This window comes from Mesorhizobium onobrychidis (assembly GCF_024707545.1).
Taxonomy (GTDB): domain Bacteria; phylum Pseudomonadota; class Alphaproteobacteria; order Rhizobiales; family Rhizobiaceae; genus Mesorhizobium; species Mesorhizobium onobrychidis.
This window is the reverse complement of the sequence record NZ_CP062229.1, coordinates 7,129,220-7,152,118: the sequence shown is the minus strand read 5'-3', so window position 1 is coordinate 7,152,118 and position 22,899 is coordinate 7,129,220. Positions and strand designations below refer to the sequence as shown.

Genomic DNA, 22,899 nt, shown 5'->3' with positions numbered 1-22,899 from the left:
GAGAACCAGGATCGGGCAGCCGCCGCGCACGTCGCCGCAGGCCCGTCGCGGCCCGGCACATGTGCAGCGCCGGACGGCCGCCCTGTTCCCGGCGCGGCGACGCGCCCCGATGCTGGCGCCGGTCCGCCGCATAGGCTTGCGCGCAGCGCGCCGCGCGCGCCGCGGACTGCTGGGCAACCGCTGCGGTCGGCGCCGCGGACTCGGACGAGTGCAGCATGCACCGCTGCCGCCGGCCGATCGCAGCGGCACGGGGGCGACTCCATGCGGACGGGCGCGCTCATGCGCATGGCGCGTGCTGGAACAGATACGCGTTGGCCCGCTGCAGCATCTGCCTCAACCGTTCCGCACGCGACCCCAGCGGGGCGATGGCCTCCCCGGCGTCGCGCAACAGATCCAGCGCGAACTGGCGCGCTGCCTGCAGCCCCATGATCGACGCGCAGGTCGGCTTCTGCGCCGCCGCGTCCTTGCCGGGGGTTTTACCCAGCGTCGCGGTATCCGCTGTCGCGTCGAGAATGTCGTCGACCACCTGCAGCGTCAGGCCGAAACAGGCGCTGTAGCGATCGAGCGCACAGTACAGCGCAGCGTGCGCGGCATCCCCCGGGATGGCGCATAGCGCGCCCATGCGAACGGACGCGCGCACCAGCGCTCCGCTCTTCATCCGGTGCATCGCCACGATCCTGTCCAGCTCGACGTGCTTTCCAACCAGCGACAGATCGATGGCCTGCCCGCCTGCGGCACCGTTTGCGGACACCGCCTGCGCCAGTTCGCGCACGAGCGCGATACGGTTGTCGCCCGGCGCATCCAGGCTCGCCAGGGTCAGGAAGGCGTGCGCCTGCAGCGCATCGCCGACCAGGATCGCAGTGGCTTCGCCGAACTTGACGTGCACGGTCGGAAGGCCGCGGCGAAGCACGTCGTTGTCCATCGCGGGCAGGTCGTCATGGACCAGGGTACAGGCGTGAATCATCTCGATAGCGGCGCCGACGTCGTCCAGCATGTGCGCGGGTGTGTCGGCCAGCGCGCCGGCAGCTAGACAGAGCAAGGCGCGGGTGCGCTTCCCGCCATGCAAGGTGGCGTAGCGCATCGCCGCCATCAGCTCGGTCTCACCTTCGTCTTCGGCGCAGAGAAGGCGCGCCAACGCCTGTTCGACCCGCTTTGCGCCGTCCTGCATCCAGATCTCCGGCAGCAGCCTGCCGGATGCGCCGCGCGCCTGCGCGCCTAATTCGCCGAGCGCGGAAACGCCAGTTCGGTCGTCGTGTAGCGTGGAACCGGCCTGCATGTTGTTCATGTCCGTGTACCTGACAGGAGACGGCCACGGCGAGCGGCGAGCCGCCGCGGTGTTGCCGGCGTGGCACCGAGCGCGCGTGCCCAGTGCAGCAATGCCGCGCGTCGCTGGCGCCGCTGCCTCGCCACACGCATGCGAGACCAGTTCATGAGAATCCGATGCGGATTGTCATGGACGGATTTGCGGTCGGGTAATAGCGCCGGCCTTTTTCGACGTCGCTCAGCAACCGCGGCCGCACCCCGGCCTTGTGCATGGTCAGCGCCAAGGCGATGCAGAACTGCACCAGTTCCAGCCATACCAGGTGGTAGCCAATGCAGACGTGTGGGCCGGTACCGAACTGCAGCATGTCCACCGACCGGATCGGCTCCGTGCGTTGCAGCCACCGCGCCAAGCTGAACTGATCAGGCGCCTCGTGCAGCAGCGCCGAGGTCGAGAAATGCAGCAGCGGGATGCACAGATGGGTGCCCGCGGGAATGCGCCGTTGGCCGAGTTGCAATTCCTGCAGCGCGCGACGCGGCAGGAGCGTGACCGCCGGATGCAGACGAAGCGTCTCGCGGAACAGCGCCTCGGCGACCGGACACTGCGCCAGGTCCGCGTGCCGGGTCGGCACCGCGCCCACGCGTTGCGCCTCTTCGACCAGGGCGTCCCACAGCACAGGCTGTCGCGCCAGCTCGATCACCATCCAGGCCATCGTCGAGGCGGTGGTCTCGTGACCGCCAAGCAGCAGCAAGCGGATATTGGCGACCAGGACCTCATCGGAGAGCGCATCGTCGCTGCGATCGAAGGCGCTCACCATGTCCTTGATCAACCCGGTGCGCGCGGCATGCGCGCGCGCGTCGCGGACGAACTGGCGCAACTGCGCGTTGATCCAGTCGCGAGCGGCGCGGCCGCGCCGCAAGGGCAGTCCGGGCAGGTCGATCGGGGGCGCGACGATCAACCTCACCAGTTGCCGGTACTTGCGATGCCATCCCGGCAGGTCCTGCGCCGGGATTCCCATGAGGCTGAAGATGAGCTTTAGCATCAGGTCGCCGGTTTCGCGCAGGATGGTTACGTCCCCGCGGTCGCGCCACGCCTGCACCCGCGCCCGGATGACGGGCTCGAACAGGTCGCCGATGCCGGCCTGGGTCAGCCCCTTGGGCAGGAACGCCGCCTTGATCGCATCGCGCGCCTGCCGGTGCGCGCTGCCGTCCTGGGCGACCAACGTTCCGCCGAGCAATTCTGGCGCGATCCCTGCGATCAGCGCCGAGGACACGTCCTTGTGCCGAAGCAGTGCGAACGCGTCCGGATCCACGCAGGTCATCAGGTGTCCGGCAGGGCCGAAATCCAGCCAGAAATGGCTGCCCAGCGTCCGTTCCGCGCGCCGCAGCAGGCGCGGCAGGTCGCAGACGATGGCGGGAAGATGCCCGACCAGGGGGAAAGCGCCGGGCACGACCGGGATGTCGTGCCGCAGCCTGTGGCGACGGTTCAGCGGGTTGAGCAGCATGTCCATCAGCTCCATCAGCAGCGCGGCGCCGCGGCCGCTCCGGGGGTGTCGCCGGCAGGCCGCGCGGCGCGGTTGTTGCCACCGTCGGCGTACGTCGGCACATGCGCCAGCATGCCGCCGTCCGATGCACACGACCTGGCCGGCGATGAACGCAGCATCATCGAAGAGCAGGAACGTCACCTGCGCGGCCACGTTCTTGGGGCGGCCGACGCGCCGCAGGAGCTGGTGCCGGCGCAGATGCCGTTGCATGCACTCGTCCAGTTTGGCGAGGAGACGCTCGGTCATGATGAGACCCGGCGCAACCGCGTTGCGGCGGATCTGCGCACGACCGTACTGGGTGGCGAGCGAGGCCGACAGCATGTTCATCGCCGCCTTCGACGCGGCGTAGGACGTCTGCGCGGTGTCACCGCTGAGCCCCTGGCACGACGATATGTTGACGATCGCGCCACCGCCGCGGGCGAGCTCAGATTAGTCGCCATGGTCTGATCCCAGACCGCCAGGTCCAGGCCCAGGATCGCGCGGTCGTGCGGGTCAGATGCATGGCGCTCGCGTTGTTCACCAGCAGGTCGACCCGACCGAAGTGCCGCTCCGCCCTCTCGAACAGCGCTGCCACCGCCTGCGCATCGGCGATGTCCTTGGCTAGAGCCAGCGCGTGGCCACGCTTCGGCCGCGATCTGCGCGGTGCAGGCGATGCCCGCCGAGCCATCAATGTCGGCCACCACCACTCTGCCGCCCTCGGCCGCGATGGCGAGGGCACATGCCTTGCCGATGCCGGCGCCGGCGCCGGTCACCACGGCCACCTTGCCTTCAGACCGTCCCATCGTGTCCTCCTGGATTGCGTTGGTCTTTCGCGGCATGCCGCCCGGGCTCCGCCGGAGAAGGCGCAGGGTCGGCGCTGGTGCGCTCGTCATCGCCAGCGTCGCTTTCTATGACCCGAATGGCGGCGACCGGGCACTGGCTGGCCGCCAGCCGCACGGCGGCATGCAACGCCTGCGGCACCGTCGCCACGCACACTTCGGCTACGCCGTCCCGTTCGCGCTGGCGAAATGTGCTCGGCAGCGTCAGCACGCACTGCCCGGTGGTTCCGCACAGATCCTGGTCGACCACGACACGCATCTCAGCCCCCCGCATGCGCATGCAGCCGCACCGGCAGCGCGCGGAACGTCCTAAGGAACGCGGAGGGCTCCCGGGTCGGCTGCTCGGCCAATGCCAGCGTGGGGAAGCGCGCGAGGATCCGCGGCAGGCTCTCGGCCAACTCCACCCGGGCCAGTTGCGCACCGGGGCAGAAGTGGATGCCGTGGCCGAAGCTAAGCATGATCTTCCCGTCGGTCGACATGCCGGGACTGGTCCCGTAGAACCGGGCGGGATCGAAGCGGTCGGGATCGGCGAAGGCGTCCGGGTCGCGATTGCCGGCCGCGATCAGCACGCGCACGTCCGCGTTCTTCGGGATCACGACGCCGCCCAGTTCGATGTCGCGCTGGGCGATACGCGGAGTGGCGCTGAACATGGCGGGCGCGTCGCAGCGCAGGACTTCTTCGACGAATGCCTTCACCCCCACGGCCTCTCCCTGCAGCCAGTGCCGCTGTTCGGGATACGCCAGCATCGCCAGGACCGCATGGTCGATGGTCGCAGCAGTGGTGGTGAAGCCGCCCAACAGCATGCCCCACAGCATGCTGATCAACTCCACATCCGACAGCGTGTCGGCATCGTCGTCGTGTGCGCCGACCAGCATCGACACGATGTCGTGGCGGGGATCGGTGCGCTTGCGCTGTATGAGGTCGCCGAAGTAGGCCTGCACCCTGGCGCTGCCCGCGTCCGCCGCGGCGAGCTGGGCATCGCTGGCGTGCGGGCTCAGGCCTTCCAGAATGGCGCCGATGCCGGCGGCGAGCCCGAACATGTCGTCCTGGGGCATACCGAACAGTTCGGCGAAGACCAGCATGGGCAAGGCCAGCGCGAATTCCCGATGCAGGTCCACCGCCTCCCCGCGCTCCAGCGCGGGCGCCATGCCGTCCAGGCGCGCTGCGACGATGCGCGCGATGCTCGGCCGCAGGCTGTCGATCTGGCGCATGGTAAAATCACGAGAGATCAGCCGGCGCAGACGCGTATGCGTCGGTGGGTCCTTCATCGCTATCGTGGACGCCATCAGATTGAGCGACAGGCTGGTGGCCGCACGCGGGAAATAGCGCGCCAGTTCGCCCGGCGCCGGTCCCCGAAACGCATCGCCCGTGGCCTCCAGCGCCCAGTAGATATCGGCGTGGCGGCTCAACAGAAAGAGACCCGAGGCCGCGCGATGCACCGGATCGTGCTCGCGTAACCACCGCATAAACGGATACGGGTCGTGGATGCACGCTGGCGACGCCAGTTCGGCGAAGGCGTCCCGGCATGCTGCCGTGGTTTCTTGCACGTCCATCTTGGTTACCTCTTGGCTGGCTGATCTGACCGGCGCGCCAGGCGCGAGGGTAAATGCGGAGAAAATTGCGATTTCCGGCGGCGTCAACGCATCACCAGAGCACCGGGAGCTCCTCGAACCCGCCAGTGATGATCTCCTTGCGCAACTTCAGTTCTTCGGGCGCCACCGCCAGGCGCAGCGCGGGAAAGCGCTGGAAGATCGAACCGAACACCACCTTGAGTTCCAGCCTGGCCAGCGCCAAGCCCATGCAGTAGTGGGGCCCGTGGGAGAACGTCAGGTGCGGGTTTTCTTCGCGTCCGATGTCGAAGATTTCCGGGTCTTTGAAATGGCGCGGATCGAAGGACGTCGCCGGCAGGCCGACCAGCACCTTGCTCTCCGCGGGAATATGCACGCCCGCAATAGTCACGTCGGTCCTTGGATAGCGCATGATGCCGTCCCAGCCCGCGCCCGGCGGGTACATGCGCAGGATTTCCTCCACCGCCTTGTCCACCAGGGATGGATCGCCGACCAGGCGTTCGCGCTGTTGGGGATGGCGGAACATGGCCAGCAGGCCGAATTCGATCTGGGCGGCAGTGCTCTCGTGCCCCGCCACCAGCATACCCGCCGCCAGCCCGATCGCCTCTTCCTCGGTCGCCTTGCCCTGGTCGACCGCCGCGAGCAGATCGGTCAGCAGGTTGTCGCCCGGATCCTGGCGCTTGTCCCGCATCTTGCCGCGAATGTAGGCGCGCAGTTCTTCCCAGGCCACGCGCGACGCGCTGCGCGGGCCGCATTCATGCTGATGCGTCATCACCTCGTCGGACAGCCCGGCGAAAAAGGCGTGATCCTCGTAGAGCACGCCCATCAGCGCGCTGATGACCATGGCCGGAAGCGGAAAGGAGAGGTGGCGCCGCAGGTCGGCGGGCTGGGGCTGGGCCGCCAGCGTCTCGAACAACTGCGCGGCGATCGCTTCGAGCTGCTGCGCGAGCAGCTCCACCCTGCGGTTGCTGAAGGCCGGGGCGACGATCGTGCGTAACCGGGCATGCTCGCCCCCCTCGTGCGAGACCAGCCACCCCGGCGAACCGAGCATCACAGAATCCGGGGTGAATGCCGCCGGCGGCATTCCCGCGGGGCGGAACGCCGCGTCGGACAGCACCGCCTTGGCCTCGTCGTAGCCTGTCACCCACCAGCCTTCGTGCCCGGACGGGAAGCGCACGCGGTGGATCGGACCGTTGGCGCGTAGCGCCAACATCTCGGGCGAGGGCTCGATGTGATCGACCCGCCACATCGGCAGCGTCGGCAAGGGTTGTTCGGACATGGTGGCACTTCACTCTCTAAGCGATGGAAGTCGAACGACAATTACGAGTCCGTACAGAACCGCTGGGCCGCCCGAACGCCCCACCCAGATAGTCGTACCGATCTGGATCAGCCGTCAGAGTAATTGGATGAAGACCAAGACACTGAGCCGCTTGGATGTATAGCAGACCAGTACCCCTATGACCTTCAGCCAAGATGAGCGCTCTTCTTACCATTGCTGTTAACCCGATGTTGCGTGCTGTGCGGCGGTCCGAGGGTAGTCGGCATCACTTTTGTTAGCCGTGCCGGACCTCAGACTTGCGGTCAACGTAACATTGTCAACGACTGGCGGTCGTAAAGCTTTTGTAAATTGATTTGAAGGATCTGTTGCAGCGTTTTGATTAGCGACGTGTCGTACAGAGCGTCTCAACGAACGTCGGAGGCTTGCCCCGTTCAAGCGAAGTTAGGTGTGATCGGTGTGTGATCTTATGTGCCTACCATCAAAGTCTGCTAGCGTCTAAATTCTTCTTCCTTGCCGTGAGCTTGCGCTCCGCGCCGGAGCGCGGCTCCTCGCTGAGCGCTACCTCCAAACTCATTTCCACAAAGCGGCAGGCAGCCGGGGCCCTCGCGCGCTCCCGCCGACGGACGGCCGGATCGTTCATGAAATCCGTCCTCCTTCGAGGTTCGCTGCCCTCCGCGTCTGCTGATCTTTTCGTCGCAACCAGTACCCGTCGGGAATTGGTGCGTTAATCATACCTCTTCCTTCCGCCCTGCCTGGGGGCCGCTTTCACAAGGATATGCGCCCGCAGCATCAAGATATTGCCGGAAACGTGACGACAAAGCAGGCGCCGCCTGCCGGATGGCGATTCGTGGTGCACGGTTGCGCCGTGACGCAAGGCGATTTTGCGCACCAGCGACAGGCCGAGGCCCCAGCCGCCGGCCGTCTCGCTGCGGCCCTGTGGCCGGGAGAAGGCTCGAAGACACGCTCACCGGTTCCTTCCGGCAGGCCCGGCCCGTGATCGCACACCTTGAGCACCACCGAGCCGCCTTCGATCCCCACATGCGCGCTAACCGGCGGGCCGCCATGTCTCTGCGCGTTCTGCATGAGATTGCGAACCAGCCGCGTGAGCAGCTTCGGGTCGCCCGACACGACGCCAGGTTCGCCTGAGACGTCGACGCCGGAGCGTGCGCCTTCCTCGGCCGTTAGCGCCAGCAGATCCACCCGCTCCAGCTTCTCGATATGGTCGAGCCGGCTGGCAAGCAGGATTTCCTCCACCAGCTCATCGAGTTCGGTGAGGTTGTGCACAATCTCATCGCGCATCGGGCCGCTTTGTTCGTTGGCGTTGAGGTCGATCGCTATGCGCAGCCGCGCAAGCGGCGAGCGCAACTCGTGGCTGGCATTGGCAAGCAGCGAGCTATGCGCGGCAAGCAGCCGCTCGATCTGCTCGGCGGCGCGGTTGAAGCTCGCCGCCACCGCCGCCACCTCGTGGCTGCCGCGCACGGCGACGCACGTGTCGAGAGCGCCTGCGCCCCAGCGATCGACGCCCTGGCGCAATGCTTCAAGGCGGAGTGTGAGATGACGCACGACTGGAAAGGCGGCAACCCCTATCGCCGCGGCGATCAGCGCGAGAAAGTCTGCCGGGCCGAACGGCATTCGCAGCCGCGCCGCGGTCACGCTCCGTCCGGCTGCCGGCTGATCAGCAGGTGATGCCCGCCGGGGAGGATCCTGCGCTGAGATTCGATCTCTTGCGGGGGGATCGGCCGGCCGATCGCTGCGAGCAGCCGCCATTGCGGACCGTAGACGGAGATCTCGGCATTGAAGTCTGCCGAAAGCCGCTCGGCCGCCGCCTGCAGCAGAGCGGGGTCGGAGTCCGCCGGCGGCATCGCCGCGTAGAAAGCGTCGCACGCGGCATTTTCGCGTTCCTGGTCCATGTGAACGAAGATCGCGCTGGCGATCGCCACTGCAGCGAGGCTGACGAGTACGGTGAGGTAGATCTTGACGAAAAGGCTGTTGCGCATGACTTATGTGTCGCCGTCCTGGCAACAGGCAAAGACATAGCCCGCGCCGCGTACACAATCGTCGACCGTCCCGGAATGATAAAGCTCACACATGGCGCCTATGGCGACGAGGAGCAACGTCACTTCGGCCCAGCCGCCGCCTGATTGTCCGATATCAGACATATGCTTGAAGGCCGCAGCATGTTAGACGAAAGTCGTAGTGTTGGCAGGGAGGACCTGTTGATGAGCCACACTTTTCACACAGTCACGGTTGAAGGCGCAGCGGAGGCCTATGTCCTTTCCAGAGGCAAGGCTCGGTATCTCTCGATCGCGCAGGCGATCCGCGCCATTCGAACACTCATGCCGGCTTGCAAGGCCACCAACCACGAGTTGGAGGAGATGCTGGCGGCGGCATGCGTAGTGCACGGCGTGCCCGTTGCCTTCGACGCCAAAACAGCCGATGGCCTGGAACCACGGCTCCATTCGTAGGCCGGAAATGTCCGCGCCGCTGCAGAAGCCAAATTCATTGGATGTTCGGCAAGCGATTGTCCGCTACCTGATCGATCATGTCGACAATCCGAGCGTCTCGATAGTCGAAGTGATCAGCGCCGTGAGGAAGATGTTTCCACTCTGCGAACTCACGGATTGGCAAATTGGCGATCTCATTGCGAGAAGCGCCATCGACGCGGGATTTGCCGTTGAGTTCGACGCGGCGGACCCTAGACGGCATCGGCGCAACGTCTGTCATGACGTTTGACTGAGAGATACACCGTGTTACCCCCTGACATACACCAGCGGTAGATGCTCTGGCTGTCGCACCAAGAGATTGCCTATAAAGCCTTTTCGCGTTTTTATACCCGGCCCAATAAACTTGTCCGGCCAGGGGACTTCGCCGTGATTGAGCTCGAGGCAGCCCGGCTTCCCGGATCCTGCGACGCTTCGCGATCTGGCTATCGCCGACGACGATCCCGCGTGAATCCGAACGGCGGCGATCGCACTTGGCGACCCGCTCGGCATATTCGGTGCACGGATCAACGGCACGGCGATGCTCTAGCTGAAGCCGGCCGAGAAGTCGCTTCCACCATTTGCATCGGGGTGGGGCAGGGGATCGCCATTGCGTTCAAAGCCGTGTGGCGGATCAGCGGGCCGTGACCACTTCCGGCCTTGGATGAAGTCGCTCGCCAACAGATCGGCGGAGCTGTTTTCGCCAAAGTCGAATGCGGGTGATGCCTATGGCCCCTGCCAAGTCAACCCCGTTTGAGATCAAACGCGGTGAGCGTGCCGCTTCTAGCAGCGCCGTTTTTCCCATTGACGTGAGAACATCAGAACAAAGTACCTTATGTCTACAGATTTCATAGAATATCGTTTGACTCGGTTTGGTGCTGGCCTAAGGCGCATGCAAAGTGTGGGAGATAGATGACTTGGCACGATTATCGGTTCTCGGAATATCGGGCGGTGTAGGCACGCCGTCCCGCACCACGGCGGTGGTTAATGCGCTGGTCAAGGCGGTTGCGTTGCGCGTGCCTGCAGACACCGGTCTGATTGAAATCACCGAGGCGGCACCCTCGCTTTTCGCCGGGCTATCCCGCGACTCACTCGGTGCATCCGGAGAAGCGATCATCCAGCGTGTCGAGAAGGCCGACCTGCTCGTGGTCGGAACGCCTGTCTATCGAGCATCCTACACCGGCGCCCTCAAGCACCTGTTCGACCTCGTCGACTATCGCGCGTTGACCGGCAAGACCGTGCTGCTCGCGGCAACCGGCGGCAGCCCTTACCATGGCCTGGTGCTCGAACATCAGCTTCGGCCATTGTTCGGCTTTTTCGGTGCCGTCACCGTTCCGACCGGCGTCTACGGCGCCCCCGACGATTTCATCGAAGGCGAGATCGCCGGTGCGGCCATCATCGAGCGCATTTCGAGGGCCGCTACTGAAGCGGTCTCCTTGCTCAATTCCAGTCATGCAAACGATGCCGTCGCCACGCGCGTCGGCTGAATCAATCAAAAAAAGGGAACAACGACATGGCCTCGCATTCCGACAGCCTCAAATTCGCCTACTGGGTTCCGAACGTCTCGGGCGGACTGGTCATCTCCAACATCGAGCAGCGGACCGGCTGGGATATCGATTACAATCGCAAGCTCGCCCAGATCGCCGAGGCCAATGGCTTCGATTACGCGCTGAGCCAGATACGCTTCACCGCCGGCTACGGCGCCGACAACCAGCACGAATCGGTGTCGTTCAGTCATGCCTTGCTTGCCGCCACCACAACGCTGAAGGTCATCGCGGCGATCCTGCCCGGCCCGTGGAATCCTGCGCTGGCGGCCAAGCAGATCGCTACCATCAACCACCTGACCAATGGCCGCGTCGCCGTCAATGTCGTCAGCGGCTGGTTCCGTGGCGAGTTCGCCGCCATTGGCGAACTCTGGCTCGACCATGACGAGCGCTATCGCCGGTCGGAGGAATTTATCCGAGCGCTGCGTGGCATCTGGACCGAAGACAGTTTCACGCTTAAGGGCGACTTCTACCGCTTCACCAACTATTCGATGAAGCCCAAGCCGATCGAGCCCTTGCCCGAGATCTTCCAGGGCGGCTCGTCGCGCGCCGCGCGCGACATGGCTTCGCGGGTCTCCGACTGGTATTTTACCAACGGCAACACGCCGGAGGAGATCCGGAAGCAGGTCGACGACATCCGCGCCAAGGCGAAAGCCAATGGCCACAACGTCAAGATCGGCGTCAATGCCTTCGCCATCGCTCGCGAGACCGAGGCAGAGGCGCGCGCAGTGCTCGACGAGATCATCGCCAAGGCCAATCCCGAGGCAGTCCAGGGTTTTGCCGATCAGGTCAAGAATGCCGGCAAGGCCTCGCCGGAAGGCGAAGGCAATTGGGCGAAATCCTCCTTCGAGGATCTCGTGCAATACAATGACGGCTTCCGCAGCAACCTCATCGGCACGCCGGAACAGATCGCTGAACGCATCCTCAAGCTCAAGGACGCCGGCGCCGACCTGATCCTGCTCGGCTTCCTGCATTTCCAGGAAGAGGTCGAATTCTTCGGCAAGCGCGTCATCCCGCTGGTGCGCGAACTGGAAGTGGCTCGCGACAGGGAACTTGTCGCCGCGGAATAGGTCAGGCGCGGCCCTCGGGCCGCTGCCAGCTCTCCTTCAAATCAGGGACGTTTCATGTTTGGTGCTTCGCTGGGAGCCGCCGCATACGAGCGCGCGCCCGAAATTTCCGGCATTCTTGCTGGTGCCCGTCCCGTGGAGGACACGCGCCAGGCGCGCCAATCGGCAAAGGCTGATGCGATGCTGGCCCTGAGCGGGATCGGCATTTCCTTTGGCGGCGTCAAGGCGCTGAGCGACATTGCTCTCGAGGTCAAAGGCGGTGAGATCCGCGCGGTGATCGGCCCCAACGGCGCTGGCAAATCTTCGCTGATCAACATCATCAGCGGCCTCTATCATGCCGACCACGGCACGATTGCGATCGACGGACAGTCCTTCTCCCAGGTGCCGCCGAGTCGTCTGGCACGACTGGGCGTTGCGCGAACCTTTCAGAACCTGGCGCTGTTCGGCGGTCTCTCCGTGCGCGACAACATCGCGTCCGGCCGCGTCTACACCAGGCGCGCCAGTTTTGTCGAACATATTGCCAGTCTGCCACGCGCCCGGCGTGAAGATGCGGGAATCGCCGAAAAGGTCGAACAGACAATTGCCTTTCTGCACCTCGAGGCCGTCGCCGACCGTCTGGTCGCCACGTTGCCATACGGCCTGCAGAAGCGGGTCGAACTGGCCCGCGCCCTAGTCGCCGAGCCGAAGATCCTGCTGCTCGACGAACCGATGGCCGGCATGACGGCGACAGAGAAAGCTGAGATGGCCGGGTTTGTGCGCGCCGCGCGCGACCGACACGGCGTCACCATCATCCTGATCGAGCACGATATCGGCGTGGTCATGGGGCTCTCCGACCGGGTCGCCGTGCTCGACTACGGCCGCAAGATCGCAGATGGGACGCCGGCCGAGGTCAGGGCCGATCCGGCAGTGATCCGGGCCTATATCGGCACCGCCGAGGGCGGGAATGGCGAGGACATCTGATGAGCTACTATGATTTCCTCTTCGTCATCGAAGTGCTGGTCGGCGGCCTGCTCTCTGGCGTCATGTATTCGCTTGTCGCCATAGGTTTCGTGCTGATCTACAAGACGTCGGGCGTGCTGAACTTCGCGCAAGGGTCGATGGTGCTGTTCGCAGCGCTCACCTTTGTCAGCCTCGTCGAACGCGGCATCCCCTTCGCGCTTTCGCTGCTCATCACCTTCGCGGTCATGGTCGCGCTGGGCTTCACCATCGAGCGGACTGTGCTCAGGCCGCTGGTCAATCGCTCGCCGATGACCCTGTTCATGGCCACACTCGGCCTGTCCTACATCATCGAGGGCGCTGCCCAGCTGATGTGGGGCACGCAGGTGCACGGGCTCGATCTCGGCATAGACGACACGCCCTTTGAGGTCGGCGGCATCCTGATCTCGTCGTTTGACCTTCTCGCCGCAGGCATTGCCGCGGCGATGGTGGCGGGCTTGAGCGCATTTTTCTATTGGACCCGGATCGGGCTGGCGTTTCGTGCCGTCGCCGACGACCAGTTCGCGGCGCTCGCCGTCGGGCTGCGGCTGCCCCGGATATGGGGAACGGTGTGGACGGCCGCGGGGTTCGTGGCGCTGGTCGCGGGACTGCTGTGGGGTGCGCGTCTCGGTGTCCAGTTCTCTCTGTCGCTGATCGTTTTGAAGGCGCTGCCGGTGCTGGTGCTTGGCGGCTTCGATTCCATCCTCGGCGCCATCGTCGGCGGCCTCATCATCGGCGCCAGCGAGAAACTCGCTGGCGTCTATCTCGGCCCCTTCGTCGGCGGCGGCATCGAAGGCTGGTTCGCCTATGCGCTGGCGCTGGTGGTGCTGCTGGTGCGCCCATCCGGCCTGTTTGGCCAGAAAACCGTCGAAAGGGTCTGACCGATGGCCGTGCAAGCGCTCGATGCCGCAAGGCCTCCAACCGACTGGCAGAGATTAGCTCTGCCGGCCGTGCTGGTCGTCGCCGGCTACGGCCTGATCCCCGCCTATGCGTCGAGCTATCTCATCGAGGCGATCCTGCTGCCGTTCCTGGCACTCAGCCTGGCGGCGGTCGGCCTTAACCTTCTCACCGGCTACTGCGGCCAGCTTTCGCTTGGCTCCTCCGCCTTCATGGCGGTCGGTGCTTTTGCTGCCTACAATTTCAATCTGCGTTTCGACGGACTGCCGCTGCCAGCGACCATGATCCTGGTCGGGATTTCGGCCGCCGGCATCGGCGTCGTGTTCGGCCTGCCGAGCCTGCGGCTGCGCGGCTTCTATCTCGCCGTGTCGACGCTCGCCGCCCAGTTCTTCGTGCAATGGGCGCTGACCAAGTTCGGCTGGTTCTCCAACTACAACCCATCCGGCGTGATTTCGGCGCCGCATCTCATCGTCGGTGGATTCCCGCTCGACGGCGCCACCGGCCGCTACCTGCTTTCGGTCACCACGGTCATCGTGCTCACCGCTCTCGTCTGGCGGCTGGTCAACAGCGCCATCGGCCGCAACTTCATTGCCGTGCGCGATAATGAAACGGCGGCGCACGTCATCGGCGTGCCGGTGCTGCGAACCAAGCTGCTGGCCTTCGCCATCTCGTCCTTCATTATCGGCGTCGCCGGTGTGCTGTGGGCCTTCACCTATCTGCGCACCGTAGAGCCGGCCGGCTTCAACCTCGACCGCTCCTTCCAGATACTGTTCATCATCATCATCGGCGGGCTGGCTTCGATGCGCGGTGCGTTTCTGGGCGCGGCCTTCATCGTCGTCTTCCCGCTTCTTCTGTCCCGCATCGGCGCCTTCGCGTTTGGCGGCCTGTTCGATTCGGGCGTGCTCGACATGAGCCAGCGCATCGTGCTCGGCGCCCTCATCATCATCTTCCTCATCGCGGAACCGAGCGGGCTGTCGGCCCTCTTCGACCGCCTGAAACGACGGATCGGCTCAAGGTCCAGCTGAGCGCCGCTCGACATCCTCTCACGGACCCACACCTCAGGAGACGCAACTCATGACCTTCTTCAGTCATCTCAAGAAAGCGGCGATCGCCACGGCCTTCGTGCTCGGCGCGACGGCTGTCCACGCCGACGAACAGTATTTCCCCCTGCAGAGCTATCGCGTCGGCCCCTATGCCGCCGGCGGGACCGGCTTCTTCGGCGGCTTCATCGACTACCTCAACCTGATCAACATCCGCGACGGTGGCGTCAACGGCGTCAAGCTGACCTGGAGCGAAGGCGAGACCCAGTATGAGGTCGAGAAGGGCGTCGAGGTCTACGAACGGCTGAAGAGCAATCCGGATATTGCAGCCTGGAACCCGCTTTCGGTCGGCATCGCCTACGCCATGATCGACCGCATAACCGACGACAAGGTGCCGCTGATCACCATCAATCACGGCCGCACCGACACCACGGACGGGCGCGTGTTCCCTTACGTCTTCCCGCTGCTGCTCAATCCCTACAGCGAGACTTCCGGAATCGTGAACTACATCGCCTCCAAGGAAGGCAGCCTGGACAAGCTCAAGGGCAAGAAGATTGTGGTGCTCTATCACGGCTCGCCCTACGGCAAGGAGACGATCCCGATCTACGAGCTTTTGGCGCAGAAATACGGCTTCGAACTGTCGCAGATCGAGGTTCCGCATCCGGGCAACGAGCAGCAGGCACAATGGCTGACGATCCGTCGCGAGCGTCCCGACTATGTCGTGCTGCGCGGCTGGGGCGTGATGAATCCGGTTGCGCTTAAGACCGCGCAGAAGACCGGCTTCCCGGCCGATCACATTGTCGGCAATGTCTGGTCGAATTCGGAAGAGGACGTCATCCCCGCGGGCGGTGCCGCCAAGGGCTATACGGCCATCACCACCCAGGCCTCGGGTGAGCAGTATCCGGTGGTCCAGGAGATCGTGAAAACGGTCTACAGCGACGGCAAAGGCAATCTCGATGACAAAAGCCGCATCGGCTCGGTCTACCACAATCTAGGCATCGTTAATGGCATCCTCAACGTCGAGGCGGTCCGCATCGCACAGGCCAAGTTCGGCAACCGCACGCTGACCGGCGACGAAGTGCGCTGGGGCTTCGAGCATCTCAAGCTCGATCCGGCGCGCGTCGAGGCGCTCGGTGCCAAGGATCTGTTCCACTCGATCAATGTCTCCTGGGACAATCACGAGGGTGACGGCTACGTGACCTTCCAGCAGTGGGACGGCAAGAAGTGGGACGTCGTGTCCGACTGGATCGCGCCCGACTGGAAGTTGCTGCGCCCGATCATCGAGAAGTCGTCCGAGGCCTACGCCAAGGAGAAGGGCATCAAGATCCGCACGGCCGAGGACGCCGACGCAGTGGTCAGCAACTGAGTTTGCCATGGCGCGGCCGACAAACTGGCCGGCCACGCCATCCAGCTTCCCAGCGGAGTCATAGATGTCCAGCCAATACCCGATACTGTCAGTCAGCAGCGTGGAAGCTGTCTACAACGGCGCCATTGCCGCCCTGCACGGCGTCGACCTGTCGGTTGGGAGGGGCGAGATCGTCGCGCTTCTCGGCTCTAACGGCGCCGGCAAGACCACGCTGCTGCGCGCCGTATCCAATCTCCTCCCGGCCGAGCGCGGCGCCATTACCGCCGGTCGGATCACCTTCGATGGCGAGGATGTTTCAAGGGCAAGCCCCTCGCAGCTCGTCCGCAGCGGCCTCGTCCAGGTCCTCGAGGGCCGGCATTGCTTCCGTTCGCTGACGGTCGAAGAGAACCTCTTCACCGGCGCGCTCGGGCGCTCGTCCTCTCGCACCGGCGTCAAGGCCGACCTCGACCGTGTCTATTCACTTTTCCCAAGGCTCGCCGAAAGGCGGCGAACCCGGTCCGGCCTCACTTCCGGGGGCGAGCAGCAGATGACGGCAATCGGCCGGGGCCTGATGTCGCGGCCGAAGCTCTTTGTTCTGGACGAGCCGTCGATGGGGCTCGCGCCGCTGATCGTCGACGAGATCTTCAGCGCCCTGAAACGGCTAAACCGCGACGAAGGCCTTTCGATGCTGGTTGCCGAACAGAATTCGGCGGTCGCGCTGAAATACGCCGACCGCGCCACCGTGATCGAGAACGGCGTCAGCGTCCTCGAAGGATCGGCTGCCGACCTGCGCCAGCGCGCCGATATCAAGACCTACTATCTCGGCGGCGCGCCGCTTCCATCCGACCATTTCCCCAAGGAGACCGCAGCATGACCATCCAATCGAAGCAGCCGTCCGATATCCGCAGCGCCGTGCCACCGGTCGAGCGTCCGTCAGCCAAGGCGCATGTTATCAGGACCGACGCCGAGGCGATCGCTGTCGCCGAAAAACTGGCCGCCGAATTCGCCAAGGATGCCTCCAGGCGGGACCGTGAACGCCTCTGGCCGACGGAAGAGCTCGATGCGTTTTCGCAGAGCGGCCTGTGGTCGATCAACGTGCCGAAAGCCTATGGCGGGCCGGAGCTCTCCTATGTGACGCTGTCGAAAGTGATCACCATCATCTCGGCGGCCGATCCGTCGCTGGGTCAGATTCCGCAGAACCATCTCGGCGTCGTCGCCGCCATCCGCACCGTCTCCGACGAGGCCCAGAAGAAGCTGCTTTTCGCCGAGGTGTTGTCCGGCACGCGCTTCGGCAACGCGTTCTCCGAATTCGGCTCCAAGCGGGCGGCCGACTTCGAAACCAAGTTCGTCGACGCCGGTGACCATGTCGTCGTCCACGGCCAGAAATTCTATTCGAGCGGCGCGCTACTCGCCCATCTGGTGCCGATCGTGGCGCTCGATGACGAGGGCCGCGCCTGGTATGCCATCGCCGATCGCGGCGCGCCAGGACTGACGGTCATCGACGACTGGTCGAGCTTCGGCCAGAAGACGACGTTGTCAGGCACGGTTCTTCTCGACAACGTGAAAGTGCCGAAGACGCATCTGGTTCCCGGCTATAAGGGCTACGACCGGCCGACGGCCGACGGCGCCATCTTCCAGATCATCCAGGCCGCCGTCGATCTCGGCATCGCCAAGGCGGCGATCGACGAGACGGTCGATTTCGTGCGCACCAAGTCGCGCGCCTGGATAGACAGCGGCGTCGATCATGCCTGGCAGGATCCTTATACGATCCAAGCGATCGGCGACCTTCGTCTGCGCGCCAATGCGGCAGAGGCGGTTCTGGAAAAGGCCGGGCTTGCCGTCGATCGCGCCGTCGCCGACCCGAACGAGAAGACCGTCGCTGAAGCGCAGATCGCTGTGGCGGAATCCAAGATCCTCACCACCGAGATCGCCATCAATGCCACGAACAAGCTGTTCGAGCTCGCCGGCACACGCTCGACGCTGGCCGAGCACAATCTCGACCGGCACTGGCGCAACGCCCGCACCCACACGCTGCACGATCCGGTGCGCTGGAAATACGCGATCTTGGGCAATTACTACCTCAATGACGTCAATCCGCCGTTCCATGCCTGGAGCTGACCGCGGGCATCTTCAAGGCACAGAGGACCATTCATGAGCATTGCCACTAACGACAGGATCAAGGTCCTGTGGTTTCTTCCGACCCATGGCGACAGTCGCTATCTCGGCACCTCCGAGGGGGGCAGGGCGGTCGACTTGCCCTACCTCACCCAGGTCGCCAAAGCTGCCGATGCCATCGGCTACTATGGCGCGCTGCTGCCGACCGGACGCAGTTGCGAGGACAGCTGGGTCGTGGCGTCGGCTGTGGCGCCGCTGACGCAGCGGCTTCGCTTCCTTGTCGCCGTCCGGCCGGGCCTGCAATCTCCGACGCTCGCCGCCCGCATGACCTCGACACTCGACCGCATTTCCAGCGGACGCCTGCTGATCAATGTTGTCACCGGCGGCGACCCCGTCGAGAACCAGGGCGACGGCATCTTCCTCAGCCATGACGAGCGCTATGAGGTGACGCGGGAATTCCTCGACATCTACAAGGCCGTGCTGCGTGGCGAGACTGTTGCCTTCGCAGGCAAGCACTTCCGTATCGAGGACGGCCGGCTGCTGTTTCCGCCCGTGCAGACGCCACATCCGCCGCTCTATTTCGGCGGCTCGTCGGAAGCAGCCAACGCGGTCGCCGCCGAACAGATCGACAAGTATCTGACCTGGGGCGAACCGCCGGCCGACGTCGCCGCCAAGGTTGACCATGTGCGCGGCCTTGCCGAGAAGGCGGGACGAGCGGTGAGTTTTGGAATCCGATTGCATGTCATCGTCCGCGAAACAAATGACGAGGCGTGGGCCGATGCCGACCGGCTGATCAGCCGCCTCGACGATAGGACGATCGCCGAGGCGCAGAAGGTTTTCGCGCGCATGGATTCTGTCGGCCAGTCGCGCATGAGCCGGCTGCATGGCGGCCGTCGCGACAAGCTGGAAATCAGCCCCAACCTGTGGGCCGGGGTCGGCCTGGTTCGCGGCGGCGCCGGCACCGCCCTGGTCGGCGATGCGGCCACGGTGGCGGAACGGATCGACGAATACCGGCGTATCGGCATCGATACCTTCATCCTCTCCGGTTATCCGCATCTGGAGGAAGCCTATCGTTTTGGCGAACTGGTGCTACCGCTATTGCCGCTCGATCATGAAATCTCGACGCGGCCGACGGCCGTGAACATGGGACCTTTTGGCGAAACGGTGGCCGGCGATCATCGGCCATCGGCGCTGCGCGCGAGTCAATCTTGAGCGCCAGAGAATCGGGCAGAGGGCCGGTCGTAGTCATCATCGGCGGCGGCTTTTCCGGCGCGGCGACTGCGTTTCATCTTGCGCGGCTTCTGCCCGCCGGAACTGCCGATATCGTGGTCGTCGAGCCCCGAGAGGGGCTCGGCTATGGTCTGGCCTATTCGACGCCCGATCCTTCACACCGCATCAATGTGCCGGCGTCGAGGATGACGCTGATCTCCGGCCAGGACAGCCACTTCGCCGACTGGCTGGAGCAAACCAGCGCCATCGTGGACGATGTCGAGGCTGTTGCCGCCAATGGAGCGCTCTACCCGCAGCGTCGCGTTTTCGGCCGTTACGTGGAAGACCACCTCCAGCGCTTTCTCCAAAGCAAAACGATCCGGCATGTCAGATCCGCCGTTGCTTCGGTCGAACGCAGTGGTGAGCGCTACCGGCTGATCCTTGCTGACGGCGCAGCGCTTGTGGCAGACGCTCTGGTCATTGCGACGACGCATCCGCCCCCGGCCTTGCCGTTGGCCCTGCAGTCCGTGGCTGGCAAGGCCGGGCTGGTGGCCAATCCCTATGATCTGGAGAGGCTGGAAGCGGTCGGCCGCAATGACAATGTTCTCATCGTCGGCACCGGACTGACATCGGCGGACGTGATCGCGACGCTTCACCGCAAGGGCCATCGCGGCCGCATCACGGCACTTTCGCGCCATGGTTACAGATCGCGCGGACATGCTTTGAAAGCAGTCGATCCGGCCGGCGACTTTACCACCCTGCCTTCACGCAGCGCCACAGTGCTGCTCAGGCGCATCCGCACCGCGATTGCTACAGCCGCTCGGGCTGGCGAAGACTGGCATCCCGTCCTCGACGCCGTCCGGCGGCAGGGACAGGTCATCTGGCAGGCTTTGCCGCTCGCTGAGCAGCGCCGTGTGGTGCGCCATCTTCGCGCGCTGTGGGATGTGCATCGCTTCCGTGTTGCGCCACAGATCATGGACGTGCTCGATCGCCAGGTTGCCGAGGGCAGGCTTGCCTATCGCGCCGCATCGATTGTCGGCGCCGATCAGATCGCCGGACGCATTCGCGTCGGGCAGCGACTGCGTGGCCAACGGCGTCTCATTGCCGAGGCTTTTGACAGCGTGATCGTGACAACCGGGCCGGCGCATGCCGATATCTTGCGGACCAACACGGCGATTGCGGCGCTCGCGCGGATGGGATTGGCCCGGCTCGACCCGATTGGACTTGGCTTGGCGACCGACAGCCAAGGCCGTGCGGTCGGCACATCCGGGCGGCCGATTGGCAGCATTTTCGTCAGCGGGCCGCTGGCGCGCGGCAGCGTTGGCGAACTGATGGGAATTCCCGAAGTCACCGCGCATGCCGAGCGCATCGCCGCCGAAATTCATCAATGGTTGGGATACCGAACAGCTTTGCGCCGCAAGGCGTCGTGAAGCTGCAAGAACGAGAGGCTATCCAGATGGTACTGATGGAACGCATTACGAAGGTGGAAGCGCATCCGATAGGCCACTGGTCGCGTGCCGCCCCTGGCGTTTCGCTTTTGTCGCCGGAGAGGACGAGCTGGACATTTGAAGGCTGCGGCGAGTCAGCTTGAACTCCGTTCAGATCCGCTCGACCTCCGACGTGCCGATCTCCATGCCCTGACTTCCCACCGCCGTCCCCTTTGACACCAGCCGCCATGATGACGGCGACCCGAGACGATCAGCCACCGCGGCGCTACCTTCAGGTAAGTGGGTCGAAAAAGCACGGGCGGGAAGACCCCTACAGCGAGGCTGCTCGCCTTGTGGCCGCAGCGAGGAAAAGAATCTGCCGCCGGACATCGACGTCAGTGGTTTAGAGAAGGCGGCTCGGCAGAGATCTCTGCGTAAACCCCGGAAGCCCGGTGCGTGTCGTCGGATATCGAATTCTTTGAGAATGCCTTAGGCGGCGAGCTTGGCTGCGTGTGCCTTCCTTGAAAATCTACCCGATAAGCGTGCGTCCGAATTTTGGCGGCGATCTTAACCAAATGCGATGAGCTGCAATTTCCCTTCTAGCGACGCCCGCGCTAGGGGCGGGCCTCCAGCACCAAGTTGAACGGCGTCTCCGCGGCGCGGCGGAATCGCTTGAAGCCGCCGGCGGTCACAACCTTGCGCAGCCTCGCCTCGCCGGCCTGGGCGCCAAGCCCGAGCCCGACTTCCTGTGACACGGACGCAGGTGTGCACAGGAACGTGGACGCGGCATAGTAGACGCGTCCGACGGGATTGAGATTCGCCGCCAGATGATCATGCGCGAACGGCTCGACGATCATCCACGTGCCATCCGGCTTGAGCGACCCGTGGACATGGGTGGCGGCGCCCTCTGGGTCGCCCATGTCGTGAAGGCAATCGAAAAAAGCGACGAGGTCATAGGTGCCGGGATAGGTCTTGGCGGCCGCGACCTCGAAGCGCGTGTTGGCGCCGACACCGGCTTCCTCGGCCGCCTTTCGGGCGCGCTCGATCGAAGGGGCGTGATAATCGAAGCCGACGAAGCGCGAATTGGGGAAAGCACGTGCCATCAGCACCGTCGATGCGCCATGACCGCATCCGACATCCGCGACCGCCGCGCCGCGTTCGAGCTTCTCGACCACGCCCTCCAGAGCGGGCAGCCAGGAGTCGATCAGATTGGCATTGTAGCCTGGCCGGAAGAACCGTTCCGTGCCGCGAAACAGACACGCGCTATGATCGTGCCATGCAACGCCCTTACCGGACCGAAATGCCTGCCTGACCTTTTCTTCATCGAGCCACAGCGCGGATAGGAACTCGAATGCGCCAGCCATGAAGGCCGGGCTATCTTCGTCGGCGAACACCAGTTCCTGCTCGGCGTTGAGATAGAACTCGTCGTTGGCTTCATCGTAGTCGACGTAGCCCGCAGCCGCCTGCCCGGAAAGCCATTCCCTTACAAGGCGTTCCTGGGTGCCGGTGCGTGTCGAAAGTTCGGCGGCCGTCATCTTGCCGCCTTCGCGCAATGCCTTGAACAGGCCGAGTCTGTCTCCCAGCACGACTCCCGCGCCCGTAGCGATCGCACCAAGATCGCCGATCATTTTCCCCAAGAATGCGTCCAACTTTTCCTGACTCGCTTCAGACATTGGAATCTCCTCAGTGGGCGCGATGTTGCCGACTTTCCACCACACCATATGGGCGACGATCGGCGAAGGTGATCGGGGGATGACGACCTGCATGCCGTCATCAAGCAGGAAATCCGTCAATTTACCCTCGTCGGTAAAGGGGTAGCCGGAGTAGTCCGTCACCAGGGCAAGCGCGGTCGCAGTAGGTATCCTGGGCAGCCCTTCAGACATCGATGGCTCCGGTTGTGGTGACGAGACGGGCGATAAGCATCGGGCGAAGTAATTTTTTCCGTGGCGGCGTTTATGATGAGCTGATCATGTGACATCTTATTGGTCGATCACGTGTTCGCCGACAACGTGCATGTACTGTGCCAGATGCGAAAACCATTTAATCGCAATCCGGTGGATCGGACTCCGTATCCGACATTGTCGGAAATTGGACAGCGTCGAACGCGAAGCGCTTATAAGGCTTGTGACGATAATTTCGCGTGCTGCTTCGCGGAGGATACGATGCGCCTCGAACCGACCGCGAGGCCTTCCTGCCATAGAGCCTGGTAGACACCGGCCGAGTTGCCACCACCTTCAGTCCGCGACGGTCGCTCGCGCTGCGCTATGCGAAAGGCTCCGCGCCAGCGCCCGTCGCTTCACCCGCCCAGCAGGGCACACCAATGCCGGAAAC

20 protein-coding genes and 2 pseudogenes are annotated in these 22,899 nt (G+C 64.3%); 12 read left to right on the top strand and 10 right to left on the bottom strand.

Features of this window, described 5'->3' with window-relative positions:
• Positions 1–277: 277 nt before the first annotated feature.
• The 9 genes and pseudogenes from IHQ72_RS35260 to IHQ72_RS35225 all read right to left on the bottom strand — a co-directional run bounded on the left by IHQ72_RS35260 (position 278) and on the right by IHQ72_RS35225 (position 8,466).
• Positions 278–1,276, bottom strand: a complete 999-nt coding sequence (locus IHQ72_RS35260) for a polyprenyl synthetase family protein (protein WP_258124053.1) — start codon at positions 1,274–1,276, stop codon at positions 278–280.
• A 151-nt stretch (positions 1,277–1,427) separates the two neighbouring features.
• Complete coding sequence (locus IHQ72_RS35255) at positions 1,428–2,771, bottom strand: cytochrome P450 (protein ID WP_258120420.1); 1,344 nt, start codon at positions 2,769–2,771, stop codon at positions 1,428–1,430.
• Between the two features lie 8 nt (positions 2,772–2,779).
• Positions 2,780–3,586: pseudogene (locus IHQ72_RS35250) on the bottom strand (SDR family oxidoreductase).
• Positions 3,573–3,881 (bottom strand): ferredoxin, encoded by a 309-nt coding sequence (locus tag IHQ72_RS35245; RefSeq protein WP_258120419.1) that lies wholly within the window; start codon positions 3,879–3,881, stop codon positions 3,573–3,575. Before IHQ72_RS35245 ends, IHQ72_RS35250 begins: the two are co-directional and overlap by 14 nt.
• A gap of 1 nt (position 3,882) precedes the next feature.
• The gene (locus IHQ72_RS35240) at positions 3,883–5,175 is read right to left on the bottom strand and encodes a cytochrome P450 (RefSeq protein ID WP_258120418.1); all 1,293 of its coding nucleotides are present in this window, start codon (positions 5,173–5,175) and stop codon (positions 3,883–3,885) included.
• A 91-nt stretch (positions 5,176–5,266) separates the two neighbouring features.
• The gene (locus tag IHQ72_RS35235) at positions 5,267–6,469 is read right to left on the bottom strand and encodes a cytochrome P450 (RefSeq protein ID WP_258120417.1); all 1,203 of its coding nucleotides are present in this window, start codon (positions 6,467–6,469) and stop codon (positions 5,267–5,269) included.
• 85 nt (positions 6,470–6,554) lie between these two features.
• Positions 6,555–6,683, bottom strand: a pseudogene (locus tag IHQ72_RS37475) (ATP-grasp domain-containing protein); the annotation flags it as partial.
• A gap of 575 nt (positions 6,684–7,258) precedes the next feature.
• The gene (locus IHQ72_RS35230) at positions 7,259–8,122 is read right to left on the bottom strand and encodes a sensor histidine kinase (protein ID WP_258120412.1); all 864 of its coding nucleotides are present in this window, start codon (positions 8,120–8,122) and stop codon (positions 7,259–7,261) included.
• Positions 8,119–8,466, bottom strand: coding sequence for a hypothetical protein (locus IHQ72_RS35225; protein WP_258120411.1), 348 nt, complete (start codon positions 8,464–8,466; stop codon positions 8,119–8,121). The genes IHQ72_RS35230 and IHQ72_RS35225 overlap by 4 nt, the downstream gene beginning before the upstream one ends.
• 222 nt (positions 8,467–8,688) lie before the next feature.
• Here IHQ72_RS35225 and IHQ72_RS35220 point away from each other — a divergent pair, with 222 nt between their 5' ends.
• From IHQ72_RS35220 to IHQ72_RS35165, 12 genes are all read left to right on the top strand, one after another.
• Positions 8,689–8,934 (top strand): hypothetical protein, encoded by a 246-nt coding sequence (locus tag IHQ72_RS35220; RefSeq protein WP_027155570.1) that lies wholly within the window; start codon positions 8,689–8,691, stop codon positions 8,932–8,934.
• Between the two features lie 7 nt (positions 8,935–8,941).
• The gene (locus IHQ72_RS35215; protein ID WP_258120407.1) at positions 8,942–9,202 is read left to right on the top strand and encodes a hypothetical protein; all 261 of its coding nucleotides are present in this window, start codon (positions 8,942–8,944) and stop codon (positions 9,200–9,202) included.
• Positions 9,203–9,866: 664 nt separating this feature from the next.
• A complete protein-coding gene (msuE, locus tag IHQ72_RS35210) occupies positions 9,867–10,436 on the top strand; it encodes an FMN reductase (RefSeq protein WP_258120405.1) in 570 nt (189 codons plus the stop codon).
• 26 nt (positions 10,437–10,462) lie between these two features.
• Positions 10,463–11,563, top strand: coding sequence for a dimethylsulfone monooxygenase SfnG (gene sfnG / locus IHQ72_RS35205; RefSeq protein WP_258120404.1), 1,101 nt, complete (start codon positions 10,463–10,465; stop codon positions 11,561–11,563).
• Between the two features lie 54 nt (positions 11,564–11,617).
• The gene (locus IHQ72_RS35200; RefSeq protein ID WP_374120317.1) at positions 11,618–12,520 is read left to right on the top strand and encodes an ABC transporter ATP-binding protein; all 903 of its coding nucleotides are present in this window, start codon (positions 11,618–11,620) and stop codon (positions 12,518–12,520) included.
• Positions 12,520–13,416, top strand: a complete 897-nt coding sequence (locus IHQ72_RS35195) for a branched-chain amino acid ABC transporter permease (RefSeq protein WP_258120402.1) — start codon at positions 12,520–12,522, stop codon at positions 13,414–13,416. Before IHQ72_RS35200 ends, IHQ72_RS35195 begins: the two co-directional genes overlap by 1 nt.
• A gap of 3 nt (positions 13,417–13,419) precedes the next feature.
• Entirely contained in the window at positions 13,420–14,457 is a 1,038-nt protein-coding gene (locus IHQ72_RS35190) for a branched-chain amino acid ABC transporter permease (RefSeq protein WP_258120392.1), read from the top strand.
• A 49-nt stretch (positions 14,458–14,506) separates the two neighbouring features.
• Positions 14,507–15,838, top strand: a complete 1,332-nt coding sequence (locus IHQ72_RS35185; protein ID WP_258120391.1) for an ABC transporter substrate-binding protein — start codon at positions 14,507–14,509, stop codon at positions 15,836–15,838.
• A 64-nt stretch (positions 15,839–15,902) separates the two neighbouring features.
• Positions 15,903–16,691 carry an ABC transporter ATP-binding protein gene (locus tag IHQ72_RS35180; RefSeq protein ID WP_258120390.1) on the top strand — a complete coding sequence of 263 codons (789 nt, stop codon included), beginning with the start codon at positions 15,903–15,905 and terminating at the stop codon, positions 16,689–16,691.
• Complete coding sequence (locus tag IHQ72_RS35175; RefSeq protein WP_258120389.1) at positions 16,688–17,935, top strand: SfnB family sulfur acquisition oxidoreductase; 1,248 nt, start codon at positions 16,688–16,690, stop codon at positions 17,933–17,935. The genes IHQ72_RS35180 and IHQ72_RS35175 overlap by 4 nt, the downstream gene beginning before the upstream one ends.
• Before the next feature lie 33 nt (positions 17,936–17,968).
• A complete protein-coding gene (gene ssuD / locus IHQ72_RS35170) occupies positions 17,969–19,144 on the top strand; it encodes an FMNH2-dependent alkanesulfonate monooxygenase (RefSeq protein WP_258120387.1) in 1,176 nt (391 codons plus the stop codon).
• Entirely contained in the window at positions 19,141–20,571 is a 1,431-nt protein-coding gene (locus tag IHQ72_RS35165) for an FAD/NAD(P)-binding protein (protein ID WP_258120385.1), read from the top strand. The genes ssuD and IHQ72_RS35165 overlap by 4 nt, the downstream gene beginning before the upstream one ends.
• Positions 20,572–21,182: 611 nt before the next feature.
• On the opposite strand, the gene IHQ72_RS35160 is transcribed toward IHQ72_RS35165, so the two are convergent.
• Positions 21,183–22,451: a class I SAM-dependent methyltransferase gene (locus IHQ72_RS35160; RefSeq protein WP_258120383.1), complete on the bottom strand. Its 1,269-nt coding sequence runs from the start codon at positions 22,449–22,451 to the stop codon at positions 21,183–21,185.
• Positions 22,452–22,899: the final 448 nt, after the last annotated feature.